The sequence below is a fragment of the beta proteobacterium MWH-UniP1 genome (genome assembly GCA_036362785.1).
Classification (GTDB): Bacteria; Pseudomonadota; Gammaproteobacteria; order Burkholderiales; family Burkholderiaceae_A; genus Lacustribacter.
The window spans coordinates 1,855,000-1,875,826 of record CP143625.1; the positions used below are offsets into that span (position 1 = coordinate 1,855,000).

Sequence of the window (20,827 nt, forward strand, 5' to 3'; positions counted from 1 at the left end):
GTGCCGCTTGAGTGAGAACCCTGGTTTCCCCGGTGATGTTCTTACATCAGGGCACGCACCGCCGAAACAACATCCTTGCGCTCGCAGGCCGATGCCACCATGCCCGTGCGTTTTAATAATTCCAGCTTGCCTTCTTTGAGCGAACGCTCTCCAACCGTAACCCGCACTGGCACGCCAATCAACTCCCAATCGGCAAACATCGCACCCGGCCGCTCGTCACGATCATCAAGAGCCACATCAATACCCGCCGCCAACAGCTCTTGATAAATCGCCTCGCTTTCGGCCTTGACCAGCTCTGACTTTCCCGCACCCACCGGGCAGATCACCACCTCAAAAGGCGCAATACCAACCGGCCAGGCAATGCCTTTGTCGTCGTGGTTTTGCTCAATGGCCGCGCCCACGATCCGTGTCACACCAATGCCGTAGCAGCCCATCTCCATGAGCGCGGGCTTGCCGGTCTCATCTAAATAAGTTGCCCGCATGGCCTCGGAGTACTTGGTCCCCAAATAAAACACATGGCCCACTTCAATGCCGCGTTGAATGGCCAGTGTTCCTTTGCCGTCAGGCGAGGGGTCACCCTCCACGACATTGCGAATATCCGCCACCATATCGGGCTCGGGCAGATCCCGGCCCCAGTTCACGCCACGAATGTGGTGATCCCACTGGTTGGCCCCCGTTGTGAAGTCACTCATATTGGCCACCGTGCGATCGGCAATCACCGTCACCGGTTTTAGTGTCTTCACCGGACCAAGGTAGCCGGGCTTGCAGCCAAAGTGGGATTCAATTTCTTCAACCGTGGCAAAACGAAAACCGCTGGCAAAGCCATCTAACTTGCCTGCCTTGACTTCGTTGAGATCGTGGTCACCACGCAGCAGCAACAGCCAGACCTTGGTGGCCACCACATCGCCTTTGTCGTTCTTGGTGTCGGTGGCCAGCACAATCGATTTCACCGTGCGTTCAATCGGCAGGCTAAGCAAAGCGGCCACATCAGCGCAAGTCGATTTGCCTGGCGTGGGCACAATCTGCATGGGCTCAGCTGGTGCAGCACGTGTTGTCAGCAATGCCACGGCTTCGGCCAGCTCGATATTGGCGGCGAAGTCTGAGTTCGGGCAATAGACAATGGCGTCTTCACCCGTGTCGGCAATGACTTGAAACTCGTGTGATCGCGAGCCACCAATGGCGCCGGTATCCGCCGCCACGGCGCGATACCGCAGGCCAAGACGATCAAAGATACGGCAGTAGCAGTCAAACATAATGTCGTAGCTTTTTTCTGCGCCCGCCACATCTCGGTCAAAGGAGTAGGCGTCTTTCATGGTGAACTCACGGCCCCGCATCACGCCAAAGCGCGGGCGGCGCTCATCCCGGAACTTGGTCTGAATGTGATAAAAGTTCTTGGGCAGCTGACGCCAACTCTTCAATTCTTGGCGGGCGATATCGGTAATGACTTCTTCGGAAGTCGGCTGAATCGCAAAGTCACGGCCATGGCGGTCTTTCACGCGCAGCAATTCAGGCCCCATCTTGTCCCAGCGGCCCGTCTCTTGCCAGAGTTCGGCGGGCTGGACCAGAGGCATCAGCAACTCAATGGCACCCGATCGGTTCATCTCCTGGCGAATGATGTTTTCCACCTTGCGAATCACCCGCAGGCCAAGGGGCATGTAGTTGTAGATACCCGCGCCAAGACGGCGGATCATCGATGCGCGCAGCATCAACTTGTGGCTAATCACCTCTGCGTCAGAGGGGTCTTCTTTCAAGGTCTGAAAGTGGAACTGGGAAATGCGCATTGCGGCCCTTTTAGAAATGTCGACAAGCCCGCCCGGGCAACAAATGGTTTCTTTTGCCGGAGTGACTCTTATAATCAGCGCAATTCTATGATTAATCGGACAACCGTCACTGCGCAGTCCCATGCTTGACGAACACGGCTACCGACCCAATGTCGGCATTATTCTGATCAACGCCAAGCGCCAGGTCTTCTGGGGCAAGCGGGTCCGTGAGCATTCCTGGCAGTTTCCCCAGGGTGGCATCAAGTCCGGGGAAGACCCCGAGCAGGCCATGTACCGGGAGCTTGAGGAAGAGACCGGCCTAAAGCCCCACCATGTCGAAGTCATTGGCCGCACGCAAGACTGGCTTCACTACGATGTGCCTGACCGCTGGGTGCGCCGCGAATGGCGTGGCCATTATCGGGGCCAAAAACAGATCTGGTTTTTGCTGCGTATGCTGGGCCAAGATTCGGATGTCACCCTGAAATGTGATTTTGAAAAGCCGGAGTTCGATGCCTGGCGCTGGAATGATTTCTGGGTGCCCCTGGACTCTGTGATCGAATTCAAGCGCAACGTCTATAAATCTGCCTTAGATGAGCTTTCCAGGTACATCTTTTCGGAAGACGAACTGGTGCGGATCCACCGACTGGCAACCGAGACCTTTACCCAGGCAGTGGATCAGGCTGTTCACGCCAGCCTGTCGATCGCCAATGCCATGATGGGTGGTGCTAGTTCGATTGCCACATCGCCCGCAAACGCTGACGCCAAGCAATCTGCTAGAGCGACGGACGACTCAATAAAATAAGGTTGTCACGGTGGATGAGCTCAGTCTCTTCCACAAAGCCAAGAATGGCCTCGATCTCTGCAGTGGGTTTGCGCAGGATACGGCGGGTATCCGATGACCCATAGTTCACCAAGCCCCGAGCAATCTCTTGGCCTTGGGGCGACACGCAGGCCACCACATCACCGCGCTCAAACTCACCCTCGACCGCCACAACACCAATCGGCAGCAGGCTTTTCCCTTGATCGAGCAGCACCTGGGCGGCACCCGCATCCAGGATTAATCGGCCCCTGAGTTGGAGCTGATCAGCCAGCCACTGCTTTTTAGCGGCAATCGGCGCCATATCCGCGACCAGACACGAGCCCAAGACCTCGCCGGCCGCCAGGCGCGGCAAAACATCTGATTCGCGGCCACTGGCGATCAGGGTGGCTGCACCACTGCGGGCAGCGCGCTGAGCAGCGCGGACTTTGGTCAACATGCCGCCGGTTCCGATGCCACTTCCTGCGCCACCGGCCATGGCCTCGATTGCCGGGTCATCGGCGCGGCCATGATCGATCAGCGCGGCGTTCGGGTCTTTGCGCGGGTCTGCCGTAAACAGGCCCTCTTGGTCGGTAAGGATAACCAAGACATCGGCCTCAATCAGGTTGGTGACCAGCGCGGCCAATGTGTCGTTATCACCGAGCTTGATCTCATCGGTCACGACCGTATCGTTTTCATTAATGATCGGCACCACGCCGTACTGCAGCAGCGTGTTGATGGTGGAGCGGGCATTGAGATAACGCCTGCGATCGGCAATGTCTTCGTGGGTCAACAAAAGCTGTGCGGTTTTGAGCTGCCACTTGGCAAAGCCAGACTCATAGGCCTGGGCCAATCCCATCTGGCCAACTGCCGCGGCCGCTTGCAATTCATGAATCTCGTGCGGGCGCGACGTCCAGCCCAGCCGCTTCATGCCCTCGGCAATGGCGCCACTCGACACAAGAATGACCTCCCGGCCCTGGGACCGCAGCGTCGCTATCTGTGCGGCCCAAAGGGCGATGGCCTGGGGATCAATCCCCTTGCCACCATCAGTCACTAGGCTGGAGCCAATTTTGACCACCCAGCGTTGCGCAGAGCGCACAACCTGGCGGTTGGAGTTTGTGTGGCTAGTTTGTTCAGACGACATCATCACGATCCTGTGGAGCGGCAGTGTCCAACACATCTTCATTCACAAATCGAACATCGGGCTGGGCCGATTGAATTTCAGCGATTCGTTGGGCATCAAGCCAGCGCTGAATGTCCATCATGAGTTCTTCGCAGCCCTGACGTGAGACACCCGACACGCAATAGCCAGGGCCTTTTGATCGCAAGGTCTTCAACAGGGCTGCCTTGATTTCCTCGCGCAGCTCTTCGCTGATCAAATCAATTTTATTGAGCACAATCCAACGTGGTTTTTTCGCAAGGCCAGCGTCATAACGCTTCAACTCCGCAACAAGCGACTTGATCTCGGCTGCGAGACGCTTGACCAACGCCGAGATGTCCGCTGCCGAATCCAGGCTGCTGCCCGGCGGATGAATGTCCACAATGTGCAGCAACAGCCGCGTGCGCTGTAAATGCCGCAGGAATTGATGGCCAAGTCCTGCGCCCTCGGCTGCGCCTTCGATCAGGCCAGGAATGTCGGCCATGACAAAGCTTTTGGCCGGGCCGGTGCGGACCACGCCAAGATTCGGGTGCAAGGTGGTAAACGGATAATCTGCAATCTTGGGCCGGGCGTTTGAGCACGCCGTGATCAAGGTGGATTTACCAGCGTTCGGCAGGCCCAGCAGGCCCACATCAGCAAGAACTTTGAGCTCTAGTTTTAGTTTGCGATGCTCACCTTCGGTGCCCTTGGTGGCCTGACGGGGGGCGCGGTTGGTACTCGATTTGAAATGTAGATTGCCAAGGCCCCCTTGGCCGCCCTTGGCCAGGACCAGCCGCTGCCCATCCATAGACAAGTCGGCAATCAACTCACCCGTTTCAAAATCTGTAATGACGGTGCCCACGGGCATGCGCAAGACAATGTCTTCTGCAGCCGCACCATAACGATCAGAGCCCTGGCCGTGTTCGCCACCACGTGCCCGATGCAGACGGGCATAGCGATAGTCAATCAGGGTATTGATATTGCGATCAGCAACGGCAATGATCGAGCCGCCGCGGCCGCCGTCCCCGCCGCTTGGGCCACCCTTGGGAATAAATTTCTCGCGGCGAAACGCCACAATGCCATTGCCGCCATTACCGGCATGGACTTCAATCGTGGCTTCGTCGATAAATTTCATTGGATTGGGTCTGGTCTTGGACGAGATCGCTTCATTAGGTTTATAAACAAAAAACCCCGCGTCGTGGCGGGGCTCCTTGCAGATTAACGGCGAGAAACCGTTTGGTCTGTGCTTCTTACTCGCTCACCACGCTTACGGTGGAACGGTTCAGAGGGCCGCGCACACCGAACAAAACCTTGCCATTGGTGAGTGCAAACAGGGTGTGGTCTTTGCCCATGCCAACGTTTTCACCCGCATGAAACTGGGTGCCACGCTGCCGAACGATGATGCTGCCAGCGGCGATCTGCTCGCCACCAAAAACCTTGACACCCAGACGTTTTGCTTCTGAGTCACGACCATTTCGCGTACTGCCGCCGCCTTTTTTCTGTGCCATTTTGCTTAGCCTTTGTTGATCTGATCAATGCTGAGTTCAGTGTAGTTCTGACGGTGACCCTGAGTCTTGGCGTAATGCTTACGACGACGGTGCTTGAAAATGCGCACTTTGTCGTGACGGCCCTGGGACAGCACGGTGGCGCTGACCGAAGCACCGTTCACACGGGGTGCACCGACCACAACGGACTCGCCCTCGCCAACCGCGAGTACTTCGGATAGCGTGACTTTGCTGCCGACGTCAGCGGTCAGGGACTCTACTTTTAGTTTCATTCCAGCGGTAACGCGGTACTGCTTACCACCGGTTTTAATCACGGCGTACATGGTTTGTGCCTAACTCTAAGGTGTCGATTAACTGTTTGGAATTCTTGGCGGCAAGAACCAACGCCGCAGAACCCGCTAATGTAGGGCTAAGTGGCTGTTTTGTCAATTAAAAGCCGGCCGGCGGCGCCAAAAAATCAGGGGGGTGTCATAATTTCGCGGTGAACGCGATCGCCTCCCCCACCCCCCTTTCAGACCATCCGCCTTCTGGCCAAGGCCCCCAATCTATCGTTGCTGCGGAGATGTCCGCAGTCGACCAGGTCATCCGCGACCGGCTGGCCTCGGACGTGGTGCTGATTGGTCAGATTTCGGAATACATCATTCAAAGTGGAGGGAAACGGGTTCGACCATCCCTGCTTTTAATGGTTTCTGGGGCACTAAGTGCTCACTTACAAAAGTCTGGTAAGCCCATGGGGCTGTTGGATCCAGGGCGGTCCAGAACCATGGCCGCCGTGGTGGAGTTTATTCACACGGCCACCCTGCTGCACGACGACGTGGTGGACGAATCTGGCCTGCGCCGGGGCCGGCCCACCGCCAATGTGCTCTTTGGCAATGCGGCCAGCGTCTTAGTCGGTGACTTCCTGTATTCCCGGGCCTTCCAGATGATGGTGGATGTGGGCTCGCCCGGCGTGATGGCCGTGATGGCCGAGAGCACCAATGTGATCTCAGAGGGCGAAGTCTTGCAGTTGATGAACTGCCAGGACCCTGACGTGACCGAGGATCGTTATCTCACCGTCATTCGATTCAAAACGGCAAAACTCTTTGAGGCCGCCGCCAAAGTGCCCGCGGTACTGGCCGATGCGCCCCCGGCGGTCATTGAAGGCTGCGCGGCGTATGGCCGCCACCTGGGCACCGCCTTTCAATTGATCGACGATGCGCTGGATTACGCTGGCAGCGAATCCGAGATTGGCAAACGGGTTGGCGATGACCTACGCGAAGGCAAGCCCACTCTGCCGCTGATTCGCATCATGGACCAGGGCACCCCGCAAGAAAAAGAGTTGGTCCGTAATGCCATCGTCAACCCAGACGAGGCCAACTTTGATCAGGTGGTGGCCGCCATTCACCGCACCGGCGCCATGCAATACACGTTGGACTGCGCAGCCCGCGAGTGCGAACTAGCCAAAAATGCGATCGCTGTCTTAGAAGACTCGCCTTACAAGCAGGCCATGACCACGTTGCTGGACTACGTGATCGAGCGGCGCAGTTAGCGCGTGCTAGACTTCTGCCTTCATTTCGGGGTGTAGCTCAGCCTGGTAGAGTACTGCGTTCGGGACGCAGGAGTCGGAGGTTCGAATCCTCTCACCCCGACCATCACACATTAATTAACGCGCGATTCTCCGCGTGTTAAAAACCGACCGCCATTCCGTCTCGCCGGTGGTCCGATCCCGATACATAGCCCTTTTGGTGATCCGCCGCATCAAGCCGTGCAATGCCCTGGGCGCTTCCAAAATCCAGGCTATCAGCGGGCATCACAGCGACCTGGTGGCCCAATGCGCGCAGGCCATCCACCACGTCTTTTGGCATGTTGTGCTCGACCGTGAGATTGCCGTTGTCATCAATTCGCCAGCGGGGCGCGTCAGAAGATGCCTGCGGGTTTAATTGCTCATCAACAAAGCGCATCACAAATTGCAGATGGCCCTGCGGCTGCATATTGCCGCCCATCACACCAAAGGCCATGACCGGCTTGCCCGACTTGGTTAAAAAGGCCGGGATGATGGTGTGAAACGGCCGCTTGCCAGGTGCGACTTGATTCGGGTGGCCGGGCACAAGCGAGAACCCGCTGCCGCGATTTTGAAACGCAATACCACCAGGGGCGACCACACCAGAACCGAAGCCTTTGAAATTGGACTGGATATACGAGACCATCATGCCCGATGCATCTGCTGCGCAGAGATAGACGGTTCCACCAGAATGGGGCTGGCCCGCACCGTAACGGTCGGCCTGATTCAAACTAATTAAGGCGGCGCGAGACTTTAGATAGTCCCGATCCAGGAGTGCCTTGGGATCAAACTTCATAAAGCGTGGGTCTGCCACATGGGCATGAACATCGGCAAATGCAAGGCGCATGGCCTCGATCTGCAAATGAATACGCTGGGCTGAGTTTGCAGGATATTGCCGCGCATCCAGAATATCCAAAATGCCAAGTGCAATTTGTGCCGCCATGCCAGAACCATTGGGCGGAATTTCTAACAAAGTGTATTCGCCGTAGTTGGATGCCAGTGGCGCCACCCAGTCGGCCTGATGGGCAGCAAAGTCTTCATGCGTCAACACGCCGCCGGTGCGTTTTGCAAAAGCCACCATGCGATCAGTGATGGCACCGCGATAAAACGCCTCGCCCTTGGTGGCGGCAATCTCAGCAAGCGTGTCGGCCTGGGCTTGAAAGCGCCATATCTCGCCCGCAGTCGGTGATTGGCCATTTTTCAAAAAAGAATCCGCAAACCCGGGCTGGCTAGACAACGTATCGCGTGCGGTTGCCCACTGGCGCGCAATCACTGGCGACACAGGAAAGCCATCTTTTGCGTAGCCAATTGCCGAACGAAACAATTGCTCAAAGGGCAGCTTGCCAAATCGCTGCGACAGACTCACCCACGCAGAGACAACGCCCGGCACCGTCACACTGCCCCAACCAATTGGCGGCATCTTGTCTTGGCCCGCAAAAAACTCTGGTGTCCAGGCGGCCGGGGCGCGGCCAGATGCATTAAGCCCATGAATTTGATTTCCATCCCAGATGATGGCGAACGCATCGCCACCAATGCCGTTCATCGTCGGCTCAACCACCGTTAAGGTGATGGCAGCCGTCAAGGCGGCATCGACTGCGTTGCCCCCTTGCGCCAAGGCATTTAAGCCAGCTTGCGCTGCCAGTGGCTGAGAGGTGGAGACAACATTTCTGGAAAAAAGCGGTGCACGTGCGCCGCCAAACGGAATCGGAAATTTCATGGGGGTTCGGGATCTAAATGAAAAAGCCTGGCTGTAGATGAGTTTAACGTTGGCCAATTTGATCACACCCGCCCTGTCGTGCCTTGCAGTAAAAACCCCGGCCAGAATCGGGTAGTCTTTAGGGGTGTTGAACTAACGGCCAGGCCTGATGCTGCCGGCCCCAATGCATTGAACGAGCTACCCCTGTGGACCCATCTCACCGCAATCGTGGTGTTGCTCTTGGTGTCCGGATTTTTCTCGATCTCTGAGACCAGCCTGATGGCGGTCAACCGGTATCGAATTCGCCACCTGGCGAGCCAGGGCAAAAGCGGGGCAAAGCGGGTGCTCGCCCTGCTCAACCAGACTGACCGGCTATTGGCCACGATCTTATTGGGCAATAACCTGGTCAACTCTGCGCTCACGGCCCTGGTCACGGCGCTTGCCATCCAATCCTTTGGCAACAATGACAAGGTGCTGGCGATCGCGACAGGTGTGGTGGCCTTTGCCATCATTATCTTTGCTGAAATCACGCCCAAGATTGTTGGCGCCAGCCGGCCTGAGCCAATCGCCATGGCCACCAGTTTTGTACTGGCACCCCTGGTGCGGGTGCTCTATCCGCTGGTCGTGGTGATCAACGGCATTGTTTCAAGTATTTTGAGAATCACAGGCCTGAAAAAAATTACTCAAGCCCCCTCGAATCAGGCCATGTCCCCGCAGGAGCTGCGCACTGCCATCTTAGAGTCAACACGACTCATTCCGGCAAAGCATCGCAGCATCATGCTCAATCTGTTTGATATCGAAGATCTAACGGTTGACGATGTCATGATCCCGCGTAGCCGGATCGAGGCTCTTGATATCGAATCAGACCCACAGGCACTGATGGACCAACTCGGCACCTGTTTCCATAACAAACTGCCTGTTTATGAGGGGGATATTCACAACATCATCGGCATTTTGCATGTCCGCAAGGCGGTCTCACTCATGTCCCGGGAAGACCTGACTCACGAGGCCATTCGAGACATATTGATTGACCCTTACTTTATTCCGAGCGGCACGCCTTTGTTCACGCAAATGCAGTACTTTCAAGAAAACAAACAACGCATTGCCTTGGTCGTTGACGAGTACGGCGAGATCGAGGGCTTAGTCACGCTGGAAGACATCGTGGAAGAACTGGTCGGCGAGTTCACCACCAATGCGCCGGGTGCCCATGCCACAGGGCTGCAATGGGGCGACGACAACACCGTTGAGCTGGATGGCACGTCACCGATTCGCGACATTAACCGTCAACTTGGGCTAGACCTACCCATGGAAGGGGCAAGAACGCTCAATGGGTTGTTGCTTGAAACGCTTGAAGATCTGCCTGATGCCCACGTGTCGGTCAAGATTGCAGATGTCCCTATCGAAATTTTGCAAACACAGGGCCGACTCATCCGCCGAGTAAGACTGACTCGGCCCGAGACCACTGAGACATGACACTGGGTCATCAAATCAGTGCTGCCTGCTCTGCCGCACTCATGGCGTTGCTGATTTTTCCAGTCGCCTCAAGGTTTGGCCAGCGGGGTGTCGATCAATGGCTCTCAGAAGAGGAGCGCCAGCGATTGGGGTCAATCGGCCGGCCCTGGTGGGTCACCACAGCGATCGTTGGTGGACTGGTCTCATGGCAGGCTCTTTTTCCCCTATCAGCACAGGTGGGCGCCATGAGCCTGGCCTGGCTTACCCAGAACGCTTTTATCGGCAGCTACGCAGGAATCCTGATTGCATTGGCCAGAATCGATCTGGCCAGCCGCCTCTTGCCCGACCAGCTCACGGCAAGCTTGGTGCTTTCTGGTCTCATGTTTCACTGGCTATTTGACACTGGTCAGCTGATGGCCGGCATTCAAGGGGCTGCTCTGGGCTACGGGCTTCTTTGGATTTTGGCCCGACTCTTTGAATGGCTAGGCGGCCGAGAGGCCATGGGCCGTGGTGATTTTTTTATGGCAGCAGGCCTTGGCGCATGGCTGGGCTGGCAGGGTCTGCCCATGGTGCTCATGCTGGCAAGCCTGTCGGCCCTGCTGGCCGCATTGGTGGCGCGACTCGCCAGGCCGAATCCAGAAGATCCGGGTCTGGCCGACGCTGGGCCGGGCTTTTTAAAGCAAGAAATCGCCTTCGGGCCAGCCCTGGCGTTCGGGGGCATTGCCGCCTGGATACTGATTCATGGCTAAGCGGATTTTCATTCTGACTGGCGGGATCGGCTGTGGGAAAAGCGTCGTCGCCCAGGCCTTTTCTGACCTGGGAATTGGCGTGGTCGATGCGGATGTCATCGCCCATGAACTCACTGGCAGTGCCGGAGACGCCATGCCCGCCCTGAGAGAGCTGTTGGGTGCGCAGGCCGTAAACCCCGATGGCAGCCTGAATCGGCCCTGGGTCCGCCAGCAAGCCTTTCTTAACCCGTCCATTCGGCAGCGGCTCGAATCAGTCCTGCACCCCATGATTCAGGACAGGGCGCTCACAGCTCTCTCGGCAACACCAGGGCCATACGCGATCTATGTTGTGCCCTTGTGGCTTGAGAAATACGGCAAAGCGGGTCAGCCAGGGGCCAGCCAGGGGCCAGACGCTGGGCAAAAAGCCGTCCCTAAAATTCTTCCCGAAGCAGTCATCGTGGTCGACTGCCCCGAAAGCCTTCAAATCACGCGGGTCTGTGAACGAAGCGGACTGGCTGCCAACGAGGTCCGCGCCATTATGGCCACGCAAGTCAGCCGATCTGAACGCCTTGCCGCCGCCGACCACGTGATTGAGAACGACGAATCGATTGAGTCGGTAGTAAGCAAAGTTAAGCTTCTGCACAAAAAGTTAATTGCTTCATAATCCACTCTTATGAGTGACCCGATGGCATCGCCCGTCGCCGCCCCGCCGGGCTGGATGACTTTTGAATTCCCATGCAACGAGCGCATACGCTCGCTGATGCGGATCGACAGTCTTTTTAAGCGCTGCTTGTATTTCACCACGCAGGCCCAGCCTGCCGATCACCAGGCCGCGCTATGGTCCATATTCGAACTCTTTGATTTGGTTGGTGGCCGCGGCGACATCAAGTCCGAACTGCTGCAGGAACTCGAACGGCAACGCAGCCGTTTAAACCAATACGTAGGAAGACCTGGGGTCTCGAACCAGGCACTTGAAGAATTGCTCGAGCAGATTCAAAAAATCTTTGCTGACATCTCTTGTGTTCAGACTCGGCTTGGTCAACACATTGTTGAACACGAATGGTTGCAATTGCTCAAAGGCCGTTTCGGCATCCCCGGGGGCATCTGTGAGTTTGACGTGCCGTCGCTGCATGTCTGGCTGCATCGCCCTGTTGAAACCCGTCAGGCCATGCTCAACAACTGGCTGGAAACCCTGCGGCCGGTTTATAACGGCGTGGAGATTGTATTGCGGCTCTTGCGAGAGGGCACACAGCCTGATTCTTACCTGGCAAGCCGCGGCTACTTTGAATTGTCGATGGACGGCAGAACCATTCAAATTATTCGGGTCGCAGTTCCAAAGCAGCCGGAAGTCGTGGCCGAAATTAGTGCCAACAAGTATGTGGTCTCAGTCCGCTTCCGCCAGCCCGAAGCAGATATGCGCTTAAAAACGATTGAGCAAGACATTCCGTTCCAGCTCAGTCTTTGTAATTTCTAAACCGAAACTGCGCTGCCTGCCCCTACCGGCCAGTCGATCTAACGCAGACGCGTTTGTGCAATAGCACCCTTGCGAATTTGCTCTAGCAGCGGAATGGTTGCCGGTAACACCGGATAGGGCCAGGCATCATGCAGTCCCACCCAGAGTGTGTGCTGGGCTTCAAGGCCGGCAGGTTCTCCTTGCCACTCGGTTACCCAGTGAAAATGAAGTTGCACATGGGCATGCGGATACTCATGATCAACATGCCAAGCATAGGACTCACGCAACACCCGGATGTTGATTTCTTCGGCGAGTTCTCGAGACAAGGCATCGGCCGATGACTCATCGCCCTCGAGTTTGCCGCCAGGAAATTCCCAGTAGCCTGGAAAAGGCTTACCAGCCGGGCGCGAGGACATGAACACCGCGCCATCTGGTCGGCACAACATGCCCACCGCCACCTGAACCAACTTTGCTGATGTCAATGACGGCCCGCCCAGTCACGGGCAAAGTGCAAGGCCACGCGGCCAGAGCGCGAACCACGCTCAAGCGCCCACTGCAATGCTGGCTGGCGTGCGGATTCAATCTTCGCAGCATCGCAGCCGAACCGAGCAAGCCAATAGGCCACAATGTCCAGATAGTCTTGCTGGTTAAAGCTGTAAAACGAGACCCACAAACCAAAACGTTCAGACAGCGACACTTTTTCTTCCACGCTTTCGCCAGGGTGAATTTCACCATTGGCCTCGTAGCGTGTTTCCAGGTTGTCGCTCATGTGTTCGGGCATCAGGTGCCGGCGATTCGATGTTGCATAGATTAAGACGTTGTCGGACTGCGCTGAGACCGAACCATCCAGCACGGTCTTTAGTGCCTTGTAACCGGCATCGCCCGACTCAAACGACAGGTCGTCACAAAACACAATAAAGCGATACGGTTGGGAGGCCACCGTTTCAACAATCCGCGGCAGATCGACCAGGTCCTGCTTTTCTACCTCGATCACCCGCAGGCCCTGCTTGTGAAACTCGGTCAGACAGGCCCGCACCAACGACGACTTCCCCGTGCCACGGGCGCCGGTCATCAACACATTGTTAGCGGGCTTCTTAGCCAAAAACTGCCGGGTGTTTTGTTCAATCAAACCACGCTGACGCTCGATATGCTGCAGATCTTTAAACCAGATTTCAGCAAAATGGGCCACCGATTCCAGATACGAAATATGGCCCAGCAGCGTCTGGCGGCGGACCCAGCGAAAAGCCTTCGCAGAGGCGTACTCCGGCGCTGGCGGAACCGCTGGCAAATAGGCGTTGAGTTTGTGCAGAAGTTGGCTAAGCGAATCCGTAGACATGATGAGACGCCTTGTTAACCTTATGAGCGGTAATCCGCATTAATGGATACATAGTCGTGCGACAGGTCACAGGTGTAGACCACTGCCTCTTCGGTACCGCGAGCCAAATCAATCGTGATGGTGATTTCAGACTGCTGCATGACACGCTGCCCATCGGACTCGGTGTAAGCAGCCGCACGGCCGCCCTGCTCTGCCACCAAAACATCATCCAGAAAAACTCGGATCTTATCCACGTCCAGACCGGCAACGCCGCTATAGCCAATGGCCGCCAGAATACGGCCAAGGTTGGGGTCACTGGCAAAAAATGCGGTCTTCACCAAAGGTGAATGGCCGATCGCGTAGCCAATCTGTTTGGCCTCTGCCTTGGATGCGGCCTGTCGAACACGAATCGTGATGAACTTCGTGGCACCCTCGCCGTCACGCACAATGGCCTGCGCCAAAAGCCGACACACACCAATCACGGCGTCGCGAAATACTGGCCAGTCAGCATCTGCGGCTGACTCAAAACGAATGCCCGACTGATTGGTGGCAGCAATCACGAAAGAGTCGTTGGTCGATGTATCACCATCAATCGTGATGGCGTTAAACGACTCATCTGCCGCGTCCTTTGCAAGCTGCGATAAGAGCGCCGCATCAATACCAGCATCGGTAGCTACATAGCCCAGCATGGTGGCCATATTCGGCCGAATCATGCCAGCACCTTTGGAGATACCGGTAATCGTGATGGTCTTGCCACGAATTTGAATCTGAGCGGACGCGGCCTTGGGCTGGGTATCGGTGGTCATGATCGCGTTGGCCGCATCTAACCAGTTCGCCTGACCCAGATGGGCTGCTGCGCTTGCAATACCTGCCTGTAGTTTGTCCATCGGCAGGTGCTCCAGAATCACGCCCGTGGAAAACGGCAAGACCTGATTGGCCTGAACCCCCAGCGCCTTGCCAACCAACAGCGTTGTGTCAATCGCATTCTGCAGGCCGATTGCACCGGTACCTGCGTTAGCACAGCCGGTGTTGACCACCCAGGCTCGCATCTCCTGGGTAGTGGAGAGATGTTTGCGACAGATCTGAACGGGTGCCGCACAAAAAGCATTCTGCGTGAATACACCCGCCACCTGTGAGCCCGGCGCCAGGCGCACCAACAAAACATCTTTGCGGCCCGCTTTGCGAATGCCAGCGCTGGCAACACCAAGCTCAACCCCAGGGACGGCATGGAGTTGATCTGCAACTGGAAGGGGAAGATTTACCGGCATAGGTCTATGGCCCTAAGAAAATTACAAGAAGACGATGGTCGGAAAAGAAAACCTGCCCTTAGGCAAGTTTTCCATGACACTGCTTGTATTTCTTGCCCGAGCCGCATGGGCAAGGATCATTGCGGCCAACCTTAGGCTCTCCCCGACGCACCTGCTCAACACCCTCGACACTACCGGCCGCATCACCCGATGCGCCAATGGGCTGCTGGGCGGCCAAGGCCAGGGCTTCGGGGTCCTCGCCTGACAACGCAGCCTGAGCATCAAAGTCAGCATGCTGATATTTCACATCCGCCAAGACAGGTGCCTCGGGAACCGCCTGCTCCACCTGCTCTGCCGACTGAACTTCAACGTTCATCAACACACGGGTGACATCATGACGAATGCGATCCAGAGTTTGCTCAAAGAGTGCGAAGGCCTCGCGCTTATATTCCTGCTTGGGGTTTTTCTGAGCATAACCACGCAGATGGATGCCCTGACGCAAATGATCGAGCGCTGCAAGATGTTCACGCCAGGTCGTATCCACAGCCTGCAGCAGTACGGAACGTTCGTAATTGTTAAACGGCTCGCGGCCCACCGGCTCGACTTTGTCGGCATAGGCCTTGTCTGCAGCCTCGACCACAAGCTTTAATACATCGTCATCGTCAAACGAATCGGTCGATTTCGCCGCCGATTGCAAGTCGATTGGCAGGCGCCATTCGTCGGCAAGTGTGCGCTCTAAGCCGGGCAGATCCCACTGCTCTTCAACACTTTCGGCAGGAACAAAGCCACGGACCACTTCTTCCATCATGCCCTGGCGCAGACTCATCACCAGGCCAGCCAAGTCATTGCTCTCTAGAATCTCATTGCGCTGGCTGTAAATGATCTTGCGCTGCTCGTTGGCGACATCGTCGTATTCCAAGAGCTGCTTACGCATATCGAAGTTGCGGTTTTCAACCTTGCGCTGTGCCGACTCAATCGAACGAGAGACCATGCCCGCCTCAATGGGTTCTCCGCGAGGAACGCCAAGCTTGGTCATGATGGCCTTCATCCGATCGCCGGCAAAAATGCGCAGCAGCGGATCGTCCATCGACAGATAAAAACGCGAAGAGCCTGGGTCGCCCTGACGACCCGCACGGCCACGCAGCTGATTATCAATGCGGCGGGACTCGTGGCGTTCGGTACCAATGATGTGCAGGCCACCCGCTGCAATCACCTGATCGTGCAAAGACTGCCACTCCGCACGCAGGGTATCGGCTTTGGCGTCTTTCTCGGCATCGGAGAGTTGATCGTTGGCCCGCAGGCTATCGATCATTTTCTCAACGTTGCCGCCCAGCACAATGTCAGTGCCCCGGCCAGCCATATTGGTGGCGATTGTGATCATGCCGGGGCGGCCTGCCTGGGCCACAATCTCGGCCTCGCGCTCATGCTGCTTGGCATTGAGCACCTGGTGCGCAAGCTTTTCTTTGTCCAGCATGCCAGACAAAAGCTCAGAGTTTTCAATCGAGGTCGTGCCCACTAGGATCGGCTGGCCACGGCCGTGACGCTCTTGAATGTCTTTCAGAATGGCTTCGTATTTTTCTTCTACCGACTGAAAGATCTGGTCTTGCAAATCCAAACGCACCATTGGTCGGTGCGTGGGAATCACCACCGTCTCAAGGTTATAGATCTGTTGAAACTCATAGGCCTCGGTGTCGGCGGTACCGGTCATGCCCGAGAGCTTGTCGTACATGCGGAAATAATTCTGGAAGGTAATCGAGGCCAGGGTCTGGTTCTCAGCCTCGATCTCGACACCCTCTTTGGCTTCGATGGCCTGATGCAGGCCCTCGGACCAACGACGGCCAGGCATGAGACGGCCGGTGAACTCATCCACAATAATGATCTTGCCGCCCTGCACCACATAGTGCTGATCCTTGGCAAAGAGCGTGTGAGCACGCAATGCCGATGTTAGGTGGTGCAGCAGAGAAATATGGGCGGGGTCATACAGACTGGAGCCCCCTGAGAGCAGGCCCATCTCCGCCAAGATCGTTTCAGATTTCTCAAAGCCAGCTTCCGACAAAAAGACCTGGCGGGATTTCTCATCAACCCAGTAATCGCCCGGCGACTCTTCAGTGGCCTGTGGTTGAAGCTTGCTGGGGATTGCATTTAAAACCTGATACAAATCGGTCTGGTCATCGGCATGGCCCGAGATGATCAGCGGTGTTCTGGCCTCGTCGATCAAAATGGAGTCAACTTCGTCAACGATGGCAAAGGTCAGACTGCGCTGCACACGGTTGGCTTTATCCAAAACCATGTTGTCACGCAGGTAATCAAAGCCGTATTCGTTATTGGTGCCGTAGGTAATGTCGGCTGCATAAGCCGCCTGCTTCTCCGCATGATCAAGCCGAGAAAGATTGATCCCCACCGAGAGCCCCAAAAAGCTGTAGAGCTTGCCCATCCAGGTGGCATCACGTTCGGCCAGATAATCGTTGACCGTAACCACGTGAACGCCCTTGCCGGAGAGCGCGTTGAGATAAGCAGGCAGTGTGGCCACCAGGGTCTTGCCCTCGCCCGTGCGCATCTCGGCAATCTTGCCGTCATTGAGTACCATGCCACCGATGAGCTGCACATCAAAATGCCGCATGCCCAGAGCACGTTTACCAGCTTCGCGGCAGACCGCAAAGGCTTCGACCAGCAGGCTATCCAGCGTTGCGCCGTTGGCGACACGCTGTTTAAATTCCTGTGTCTTGGCCCGTAACTGCTCGTCTGACAACGACTGGATGCTCGGTTCGAGAGCATTAATCGCCGCGACACGCTGGCCGTAGGATTTCACGAGCCGGTCATTCCGGCTGCCAAAAATTTTCTTAAGTAATTGGTCAATCATGGACAAAAGATCTTAGCATGGGGGTATGTCCCTGACCGCCTTCAAATCATTGACTGCCGCCCTGACCCAGTCGACCGACTGGGCCCCGATTGATCGCGCCTGGCAGGAAACCGAGGGCCTGACCGAGGCACTGCGGGCCCATATCCCTGCCGCGCTATTTGCCCAGGTCACCCAGGTCCGCCGGGGGGACCCCAGCCGGGGGATCCGAGGCAGCCTGCTTACCGTCGTGGCCAAGAACTCAGCCGCCGCCGCAAAGCTTCGACTGGCCCTGTCTGATTGGGATCAAACGCTTCGGGCAGCAGGATGGGGGATTCAGCAGATCAAGGTCGTGGAGGCCCGGCAGCAACCGCTTGGCACAACGCCGCAGCCCACGGTCAAACGGGACCCAATCCCGGCACAGGCCAAGACTGCCTTTGGGGCCTTGGCCCAGGAAATGCCCAATCAGGCCCTGAAATCGGCTTTATCTCGGCTGGCCAAGCGGGGCTAGACCCAGGACCATTGTCGAGCCCAGGCCACTGGGGCGTGCTGCAGGTCTTCAAACGTTGTTTCTCGCCACGCGGTTGGGGTTCGCATGAGTTCGCGCAACAGCAAGTTATTCAAGGCATGGCCCGACTTAAAGGCGGTGTAGCTGGCCATCAGTGGGTTACCGAGCAGGTACAAGTCACCAATCGCATCGAGTGCTTTGTGCATGGCGAACTCGTTGGGCTGTCGAAGCGCGCCGGGATTCAATACCCGCACCTCATCCATCACGATGGCGTTGTCCAAACTACCACCCAGGGCCAAGCCGCGGGAACGCAACATATCGACATCGCTGACAAAACCAAAGGTGCGGGCCCGAGCGATATCGTCAACGAACGATGTGTTGGCAAAATCAATCAACACATGTTGGCCAGTGGTGTCCACCGCCGGGTGTTTGAAATCAATCGTAAATTCGAGACGAAAGCCGAAAAAGGGTTCGAGCCTGGCCCACTTTTCTCCGTCCCGGACCTCGACGGGAGCCAGCACCTCGATAAAGCGCTTGGGTGCACGCTGCTCTTCCACGCCCGCAGATCGCAGCAGATAAACAAAGGTGGCGGCACTGCCGTCCATGATGGGGATTTCTGCAGCGTCCACTTCAACAATCGCATTGTCGATGCCTAGCCCCGAGAGCGCCGACATCAGATGCTCCACCGTGGCGACTTTTATATCGCCCTCAGAAATCGTGGACGCCATGCGGGTGTCGCCCACCGCACCGGCATTGGACCGGATTTCTTTGGGCGGATCGACATCCACCCGCCGAAAGACAATCCCATGATCGGCTGGCGCCGGCCGCAGACAAAGACTCACCGGCACACCGCTATGCAGGCCAATGCCCTTTGCGCAGACTGTTTGGCCGAGAGTTCTTTGTCGTAACACGCGTGAATGACCTAAATAGAATCAGAGCTTCGCCAACACGGCCTCGGCACTGCTGACCTCGAACTGGCCGGGGGCCTCAACGGCGACATGCTTGACGATACCGTTTTCAACAATCATGGCATAACGATTGGAACGAACACCCATGCCACGAGCCGTCAGATCCAGCGTCAGATCCACGGCCTTGGAAAACTCGGCGTTGCCATCGCCCATCATGCGGACCTTTCCCTTGGTGCCCTGATCCCGGCCCCAGGCGCCCATCACAAAGGCATCGTTCACGCTGACACACCAGACTTCATCAACACCCTTGGCCTTGAGTTTGTCAAAGTGAGCCACAAAGCCTGGAACATGCTTGGCAGAGCACGTCGGCGTGTAGGCGCCGGGCAGACCAAAAATCACAATCTTTTTACCCTTGACCAGATCGGCAACCTGAAAGGCATTGGGGCCAATGCTGCAGCCGCCGGTTTCTTCGTCGAAGAATTCATACAGGGTCGCGTTAGGGATCGCTTGACCAACTTGGATAGGCATAGTGAGACTCCTTTGGGAAAACAAAGACTATGCCAAAAAAGAAAGGCCCGGGGGCATCGGGCCTTTCCATAGGTAGGGAAATTCACCGGGCCGCAGGCGCAGGCGCTGATCAGGCCGCCTGGCCGCGCTTACCCGTCACATCAAGGACTTCAGTCGGCTTGCTTGCGCAAAAACGCCGGGATGTCCAATCGATCAACACCGCTTTCCGTCATGGCTTCTACCCGCGCTGCTGCATGGCTGCGGGGGTCACGCCAGACCGTCGGCGAGTCATAGGCACCGTAATCAGGGCCTTGAACTGCCGGGGCACTGCCCATGGCCGCACCCACTGGCTGAGACTGTCCCACTGCGGCTCCCGGAGCTCCCACAGGCATTGGAAATCCAACGTTGTCCGTGCCAGTCCGCTGCCCTACGGCAGTCTGCGGCGTGCGAACAAGCGTTGGTTTGCGATTACGGCCCAGACCAGTGGCCACCACAGTCACGCGGACCTCATCTTCAAGGGAGTCGTCATACACCGTGCCCATGATGATGGTGGCGTCTTCGGCAGCAAAGGCGCGAATGGTGTCCATGGCGATTCGGGTCTCTTTGAGTTTCAAGCCACGGCTTGCGGTGATGTTGACCAAAATGCCGCGGGCACCAGAGAGATCCACGCCCTCGAGCAGCGGACTCTGAACTGCATTTTCTGCGGCAATCCGTGCACGGTCTTCGCCGCTTGCGGTGGCAGTACCCATCATGGCCTTGCCCTGCTCGCCCATCACGGTCTTCACGTCTTCAAAGTCAACGTTGACCAAGCCCTCGACATTAATAATTTCCGCTATGCCTGCAACTGCGTTGTTCAGGACATTGTCGGCTGCGGCGAATGCCTCGATCTGGGTGATGTCATCGCCGAGAACTTCTTCGAGCTTTTCATTCAACACAATAATCAAAGAATCCACCCGGCTCTCAAGTTCAGCCAGGCCGTGCTCGGCGGCATTTTCGCGGCGCACACCCTCAAAGCTAAAAGGCTTGGTGACAACGGCCACCGTGAGTGCGCCCAGCTCTTTGGCGATCTCGGCCACAACCGGCGCAGCACCGGTGCCGGTTCCGCCGCCCATGCCCGCAGTAACAAACACCATATGGGCCCCACGTAAGGCATCGGCGATACGCTCGCGATCAGCCTCGGCCGCTGCACGGCCCGCCTCGGGTTTGGCGCCCGCGCCTAACCCAGTTCCGCCAATCTGTAATGTGCTGTCGGCCTTGGATTTCGCGATCGCCTGCGCATCGGTGTTGATGCAGATAAATTCCACACCCTGGACATTGCGCGACACCATGTGATTGACTGCATTGCCGCCGGCGCCACCAATGCCGACGACTTTAATGACAGTGCCTTGTGTATCGGTTTCAAACATTTCGAAGTTCATTGAATTCTCCTGATCAGAAA

At 56.8% G+C, this 20,827-nt stretch carries 20 protein-coding genes and 1 tRNA gene; 8 read left to right on the top strand and 13 right to left on the bottom strand.

Features of this window, described 5'->3' with window-relative positions; genetic code table 11:
• Positions 1-41: 41 nt before the first annotated feature.
• The gene (locus AOB54_09130; GenBank protein ID WVN41624.1) at positions 42-1,781 is read right to left on the bottom strand and encodes a proline--tRNA ligase; all 1,740 of its coding nucleotides are present in this window, start codon (positions 1,779-1,781) and stop codon (positions 42-44) included.
• Positions 1,782-1,902: 121 nt separating this feature from the next.
• On the opposite strand from AOB54_09130, the gene AOB54_09135 reads away from it, so the two are divergent.
• On the top strand, positions 1,903-2,562 hold the full coding sequence (locus AOB54_09135) for an RNA pyrophosphohydrolase (GenBank protein WVN41625.1): 660 nt from the start codon (positions 1,903-1,905) through the stop codon (positions 2,560-2,562).
• Here the strand turns inward: AOB54_09135 and proB are convergent.
• The 4 genes from proB to rplU all read right to left on the bottom strand — a co-directional run bounded on the left by proB (position 2,534) and on the right by rplU (position 5,522).
• The gene (gene proB / locus AOB54_09140; protein ID WVN41626.1) at positions 2,534-3,700 is read right to left on the bottom strand and encodes a glutamate 5-kinase; all 1,167 of its coding nucleotides are present in this window, start codon (positions 3,698-3,700) and stop codon (positions 2,534-2,536) included. The genes AOB54_09135 and proB overlap by 29 nt on opposite strands.
• Positions 3,690-4,829 carry a GTPase ObgE gene (gene obgE, locus AOB54_09145; protein WVN41627.1) on the bottom strand — a complete coding sequence of 380 codons (1,140 nt, stop codon included), beginning with the start codon at positions 4,827-4,829 and terminating at the stop codon, positions 3,690-3,692. Before obgE ends, proB begins: the two co-directional genes overlap by 11 nt.
• A 115-nt stretch (positions 4,830-4,944) precedes the next feature.
• A complete protein-coding gene (gene rpmA, locus AOB54_09150) occupies positions 4,945-5,202 on the bottom strand; it encodes a 50S ribosomal protein L27 (protein WVN41628.1) in 258 nt (85 codons plus the stop codon).
• A 5-nt stretch (positions 5,203-5,207) separates the two neighbouring features.
• Entirely contained in the window at positions 5,208-5,522 is a 315-nt protein-coding gene (gene rplU, locus AOB54_09155) for a 50S ribosomal protein L21 (GenBank protein ID WVN41629.1), read from the bottom strand.
• 239 nt (positions 5,523-5,761) lie between these two features.
• On the opposite strand from rplU, the gene AOB54_09160 reads away from it, so the two are divergent.
• Entirely contained in the window at positions 5,762-6,727 is a 966-nt protein-coding gene (locus AOB54_09160; GenBank protein ID WVN41630.1) for a polyprenyl synthetase family protein, read from the top strand.
• 26 nt (positions 6,728-6,753) lie between these two features.
• Positions 6,754-6,830, top strand: a tRNA-Pro gene (locus AOB54_09165).
• Between the two features lie 33 nt (positions 6,831-6,863).
• Here AOB54_09165 and AOB54_09170 read toward each other — a convergent pair.
• Positions 6,864-8,456: a gamma-glutamyltransferase family protein gene (locus AOB54_09170; protein ID WVN41631.1), complete on the bottom strand. Its 1,593-nt coding sequence runs from the start codon at positions 8,454-8,456 to the stop codon at positions 6,864-6,866.
• 168 nt (positions 8,457-8,624) lie between these two features.
• Between AOB54_09170 and AOB54_09175 the strand changes: the two genes are divergently transcribed.
• From AOB54_09175 to zapD, 4 genes are read left to right on the top strand one after another with little or no spacing between them, the layout of a single operon-like run.
• Positions 8,625-9,908: an HlyC/CorC family transporter gene (locus AOB54_09175; GenBank protein WVN42822.1), complete on the top strand. Its 1,284-nt coding sequence runs from the start codon at positions 8,625-8,627 to the stop codon at positions 9,906-9,908.
• Positions 9,905-10,636, top strand: a complete 732-nt coding sequence (locus tag AOB54_09180; protein WVN41632.1) for an A24 family peptidase — start codon at positions 9,905-9,907, stop codon at positions 10,634-10,636. The genes AOB54_09175 and AOB54_09180 overlap by 4 nt, the downstream gene beginning before the upstream one ends.
• A complete protein-coding gene (gene coaE, locus AOB54_09185; GenBank protein ID WVN41633.1) occupies positions 10,629-11,279 on the top strand; it encodes a dephospho-CoA kinase in 651 nt (216 codons plus the stop codon). Before AOB54_09180 ends, coaE begins: the two co-directional genes overlap by 8 nt.
• Before the next feature lie 21 nt (positions 11,280-11,300).
• A complete protein-coding gene (gene zapD, locus AOB54_09190; GenBank protein ID WVN41634.1) occupies positions 11,301-12,089 on the top strand; it encodes a cell division protein ZapD in 789 nt (262 codons plus the stop codon).
• 38 nt (positions 12,090-12,127) lie between these two features.
• Here zapD and mutT read toward each other — a convergent pair whose 3' ends face one another.
• Genes mutT through secA form a run of 4 tightly spaced genes read right to left on the bottom strand, consistent with a single transcriptional unit; the run spans position 12,128 to position 17,490 of the window.
• The gene (gene mutT, locus AOB54_09195) at positions 12,128-12,550 is read right to left on the bottom strand and encodes an 8-oxo-dGTP diphosphatase MutT (GenBank protein ID WVN41635.1); all 423 of its coding nucleotides are present in this window, start codon (positions 12,548-12,550) and stop codon (positions 12,128-12,130) included.
• Complete coding sequence (locus tag AOB54_09200; GenBank protein WVN41636.1) at positions 12,547-13,404, bottom strand: ATP-binding protein; 858 nt, start codon at positions 13,402-13,404, stop codon at positions 12,547-12,549. The genes mutT and AOB54_09200 overlap by 4 nt, the downstream gene beginning before the upstream one ends.
• 20 nt (positions 13,405-13,424) lie before the next feature.
• Positions 13,425-14,651 (bottom strand): bifunctional glutamate N-acetyltransferase/amino-acid acetyltransferase ArgJ, encoded by a 1,227-nt coding sequence (gene argJ, locus AOB54_09205; protein ID WVN41637.1) that lies wholly within the window; start codon positions 14,649-14,651, stop codon positions 13,425-13,427.
• Positions 14,652-14,709: 58 nt separating this feature from the next.
• Positions 14,710-17,490, bottom strand: a complete 2,781-nt coding sequence (secA, locus tag AOB54_09210; GenBank protein WVN41638.1) for a preprotein translocase subunit SecA — start codon at positions 17,488-17,490, stop codon at positions 14,710-14,712.
• 25 nt (positions 17,491-17,515) lie between these two features.
• On the opposite strand from secA, the gene AOB54_09215 reads away from it, so the two are divergent.
• A complete protein-coding gene (locus tag AOB54_09215) occupies positions 17,516-17,977 on the top strand; it encodes a hypothetical protein (protein ID WVN41639.1) in 462 nt (153 codons plus the stop codon).
• Here the strand turns inward: AOB54_09215 and lpxC are convergent.
• From lpxC to ftsZ, 3 genes are all read right to left on the bottom strand, one after another.
• Complete coding sequence (lpxC, locus tag AOB54_09220) at positions 17,974-18,885, bottom strand: UDP-3-O-acyl-N-acetylglucosamine deacetylase (protein ID WVN41640.1); 912 nt, start codon at positions 18,883-18,885, stop codon at positions 17,974-17,976. The two genes, AOB54_09215 and lpxC, sit on opposite strands and share 4 nt — an antisense overlap.
• 21 nt (positions 18,886-18,906) lie before the next feature.
• Positions 18,907-19,410, bottom strand: coding sequence for a peroxiredoxin (locus AOB54_09225; GenBank protein ID WVN41641.1), 504 nt, complete (start codon positions 19,408-19,410; stop codon positions 18,907-18,909).
• A 149-nt stretch (positions 19,411-19,559) separates the two neighbouring features.
• Positions 19,560-20,807 carry a cell division protein FtsZ gene (ftsZ, locus tag AOB54_09230; GenBank protein ID WVN41642.1) on the bottom strand — a complete coding sequence of 416 codons (1,248 nt, stop codon included), beginning with the start codon at positions 20,805-20,807 and terminating at the stop codon, positions 19,560-19,562.
• Positions 20,808-20,827: the final 20 nt, after the last annotated feature.

Excerpts from the sequence above, each read along its gene's own strand:
- AOB54_09130 (WVN41624.1), bottom strand. The coding sequence starts at position 1,781 with ATGCGCATTTCCCAGTTCCACTTTCAGACCTTGAAAGAAGACCCCTCT.
- AOB54_09135 (WVN41625.1), top strand. The coding sequence starts at position 1,903 with ATGCTTGACGAACACGGCTACCGACCCAATGTCGGCATTATTCTGATC.
- proB (WVN41626.1), bottom strand. The coding sequence starts at position 3,700 with ATGTCGTCTGAACAAACTAGCCACACAAACTCCAACCGCCAGGTTGTG.
- obgE (WVN41627.1), bottom strand. The coding sequence starts at position 4,829 with ATGAAATTTATCGACGAAGCCACGATTGAAGTCCATGCCGGTAATGGC.
- rpmA (WVN41628.1), bottom strand. The coding sequence starts at position 5,202 with ATGGCACAGAAAAAAGGCGGCGGCAGTACGCGAAATGGTCGTGACTCA.
- rplU (WVN41629.1), bottom strand. The coding sequence starts at position 5,522 with ATGTACGCCGTGATTAAAACCGGTGGTAAGCAGTACCGCGTTACCGCT.
- AOB54_09160 (WVN41630.1), top strand. The coding sequence starts at position 5,762 with ATGTCCGCAGTCGACCAGGTCATCCGCGACCGGCTGGCCTCGGACGTG.
- AOB54_09170 (WVN41631.1), bottom strand. The coding sequence starts at position 8,456 with ATGAAATTTCCGATTCCGTTTGGCGGCGCACGTGCACCGCTTTTTTCC.
- AOB54_09180 (WVN41632.1), top strand. The coding sequence starts at position 9,905 with ATGACACTGGGTCATCAAATCAGTGCTGCCTGCTCTGCCGCACTCATG.
- coaE (WVN41633.1), top strand. The coding sequence starts at position 10,629 with ATGGCTAAGCGGATTTTCATTCTGACTGGCGGGATCGGCTGTGGGAAA.
- zapD (WVN41634.1), top strand. The coding sequence starts at position 11,301 with ATGGCATCGCCCGTCGCCGCCCCGCCGGGCTGGATGACTTTTGAATTC.
- AOB54_09200 (WVN41636.1), bottom strand. The coding sequence starts at position 13,404 with ATGTCTACGGATTCGCTTAGCCAACTTCTGCACAAACTCAACGCCTAT.
- argJ (WVN41637.1), bottom strand. The coding sequence starts at position 14,651 with ATGCCGGTAAATCTTCCCCTTCCAGTTGCAGATCAACTCCATGCCGTC.
- secA (WVN41638.1), bottom strand. The coding sequence starts at position 17,490 with ATGATTGACCAATTACTTAAGAAAATTTTTGGCAGCCGGAATGACCGG.
- AOB54_09215 (WVN41639.1), top strand. The coding sequence starts at position 17,516 with ATGTCCCTGACCGCCTTCAAATCATTGACTGCCGCCCTGACCCAGTCG.
- AOB54_09225 (WVN41641.1), bottom strand. The coding sequence starts at position 19,410 with ATGCCTATCCAAGTTGGTCAAGCGATCCCTAACGCGACCCTGTATGAA.
- ftsZ (WVN41642.1), bottom strand. The coding sequence starts at position 20,807 with ATGAACTTCGAAATGTTTGAAACCGATACACAAGGCACTGTCATTAAA.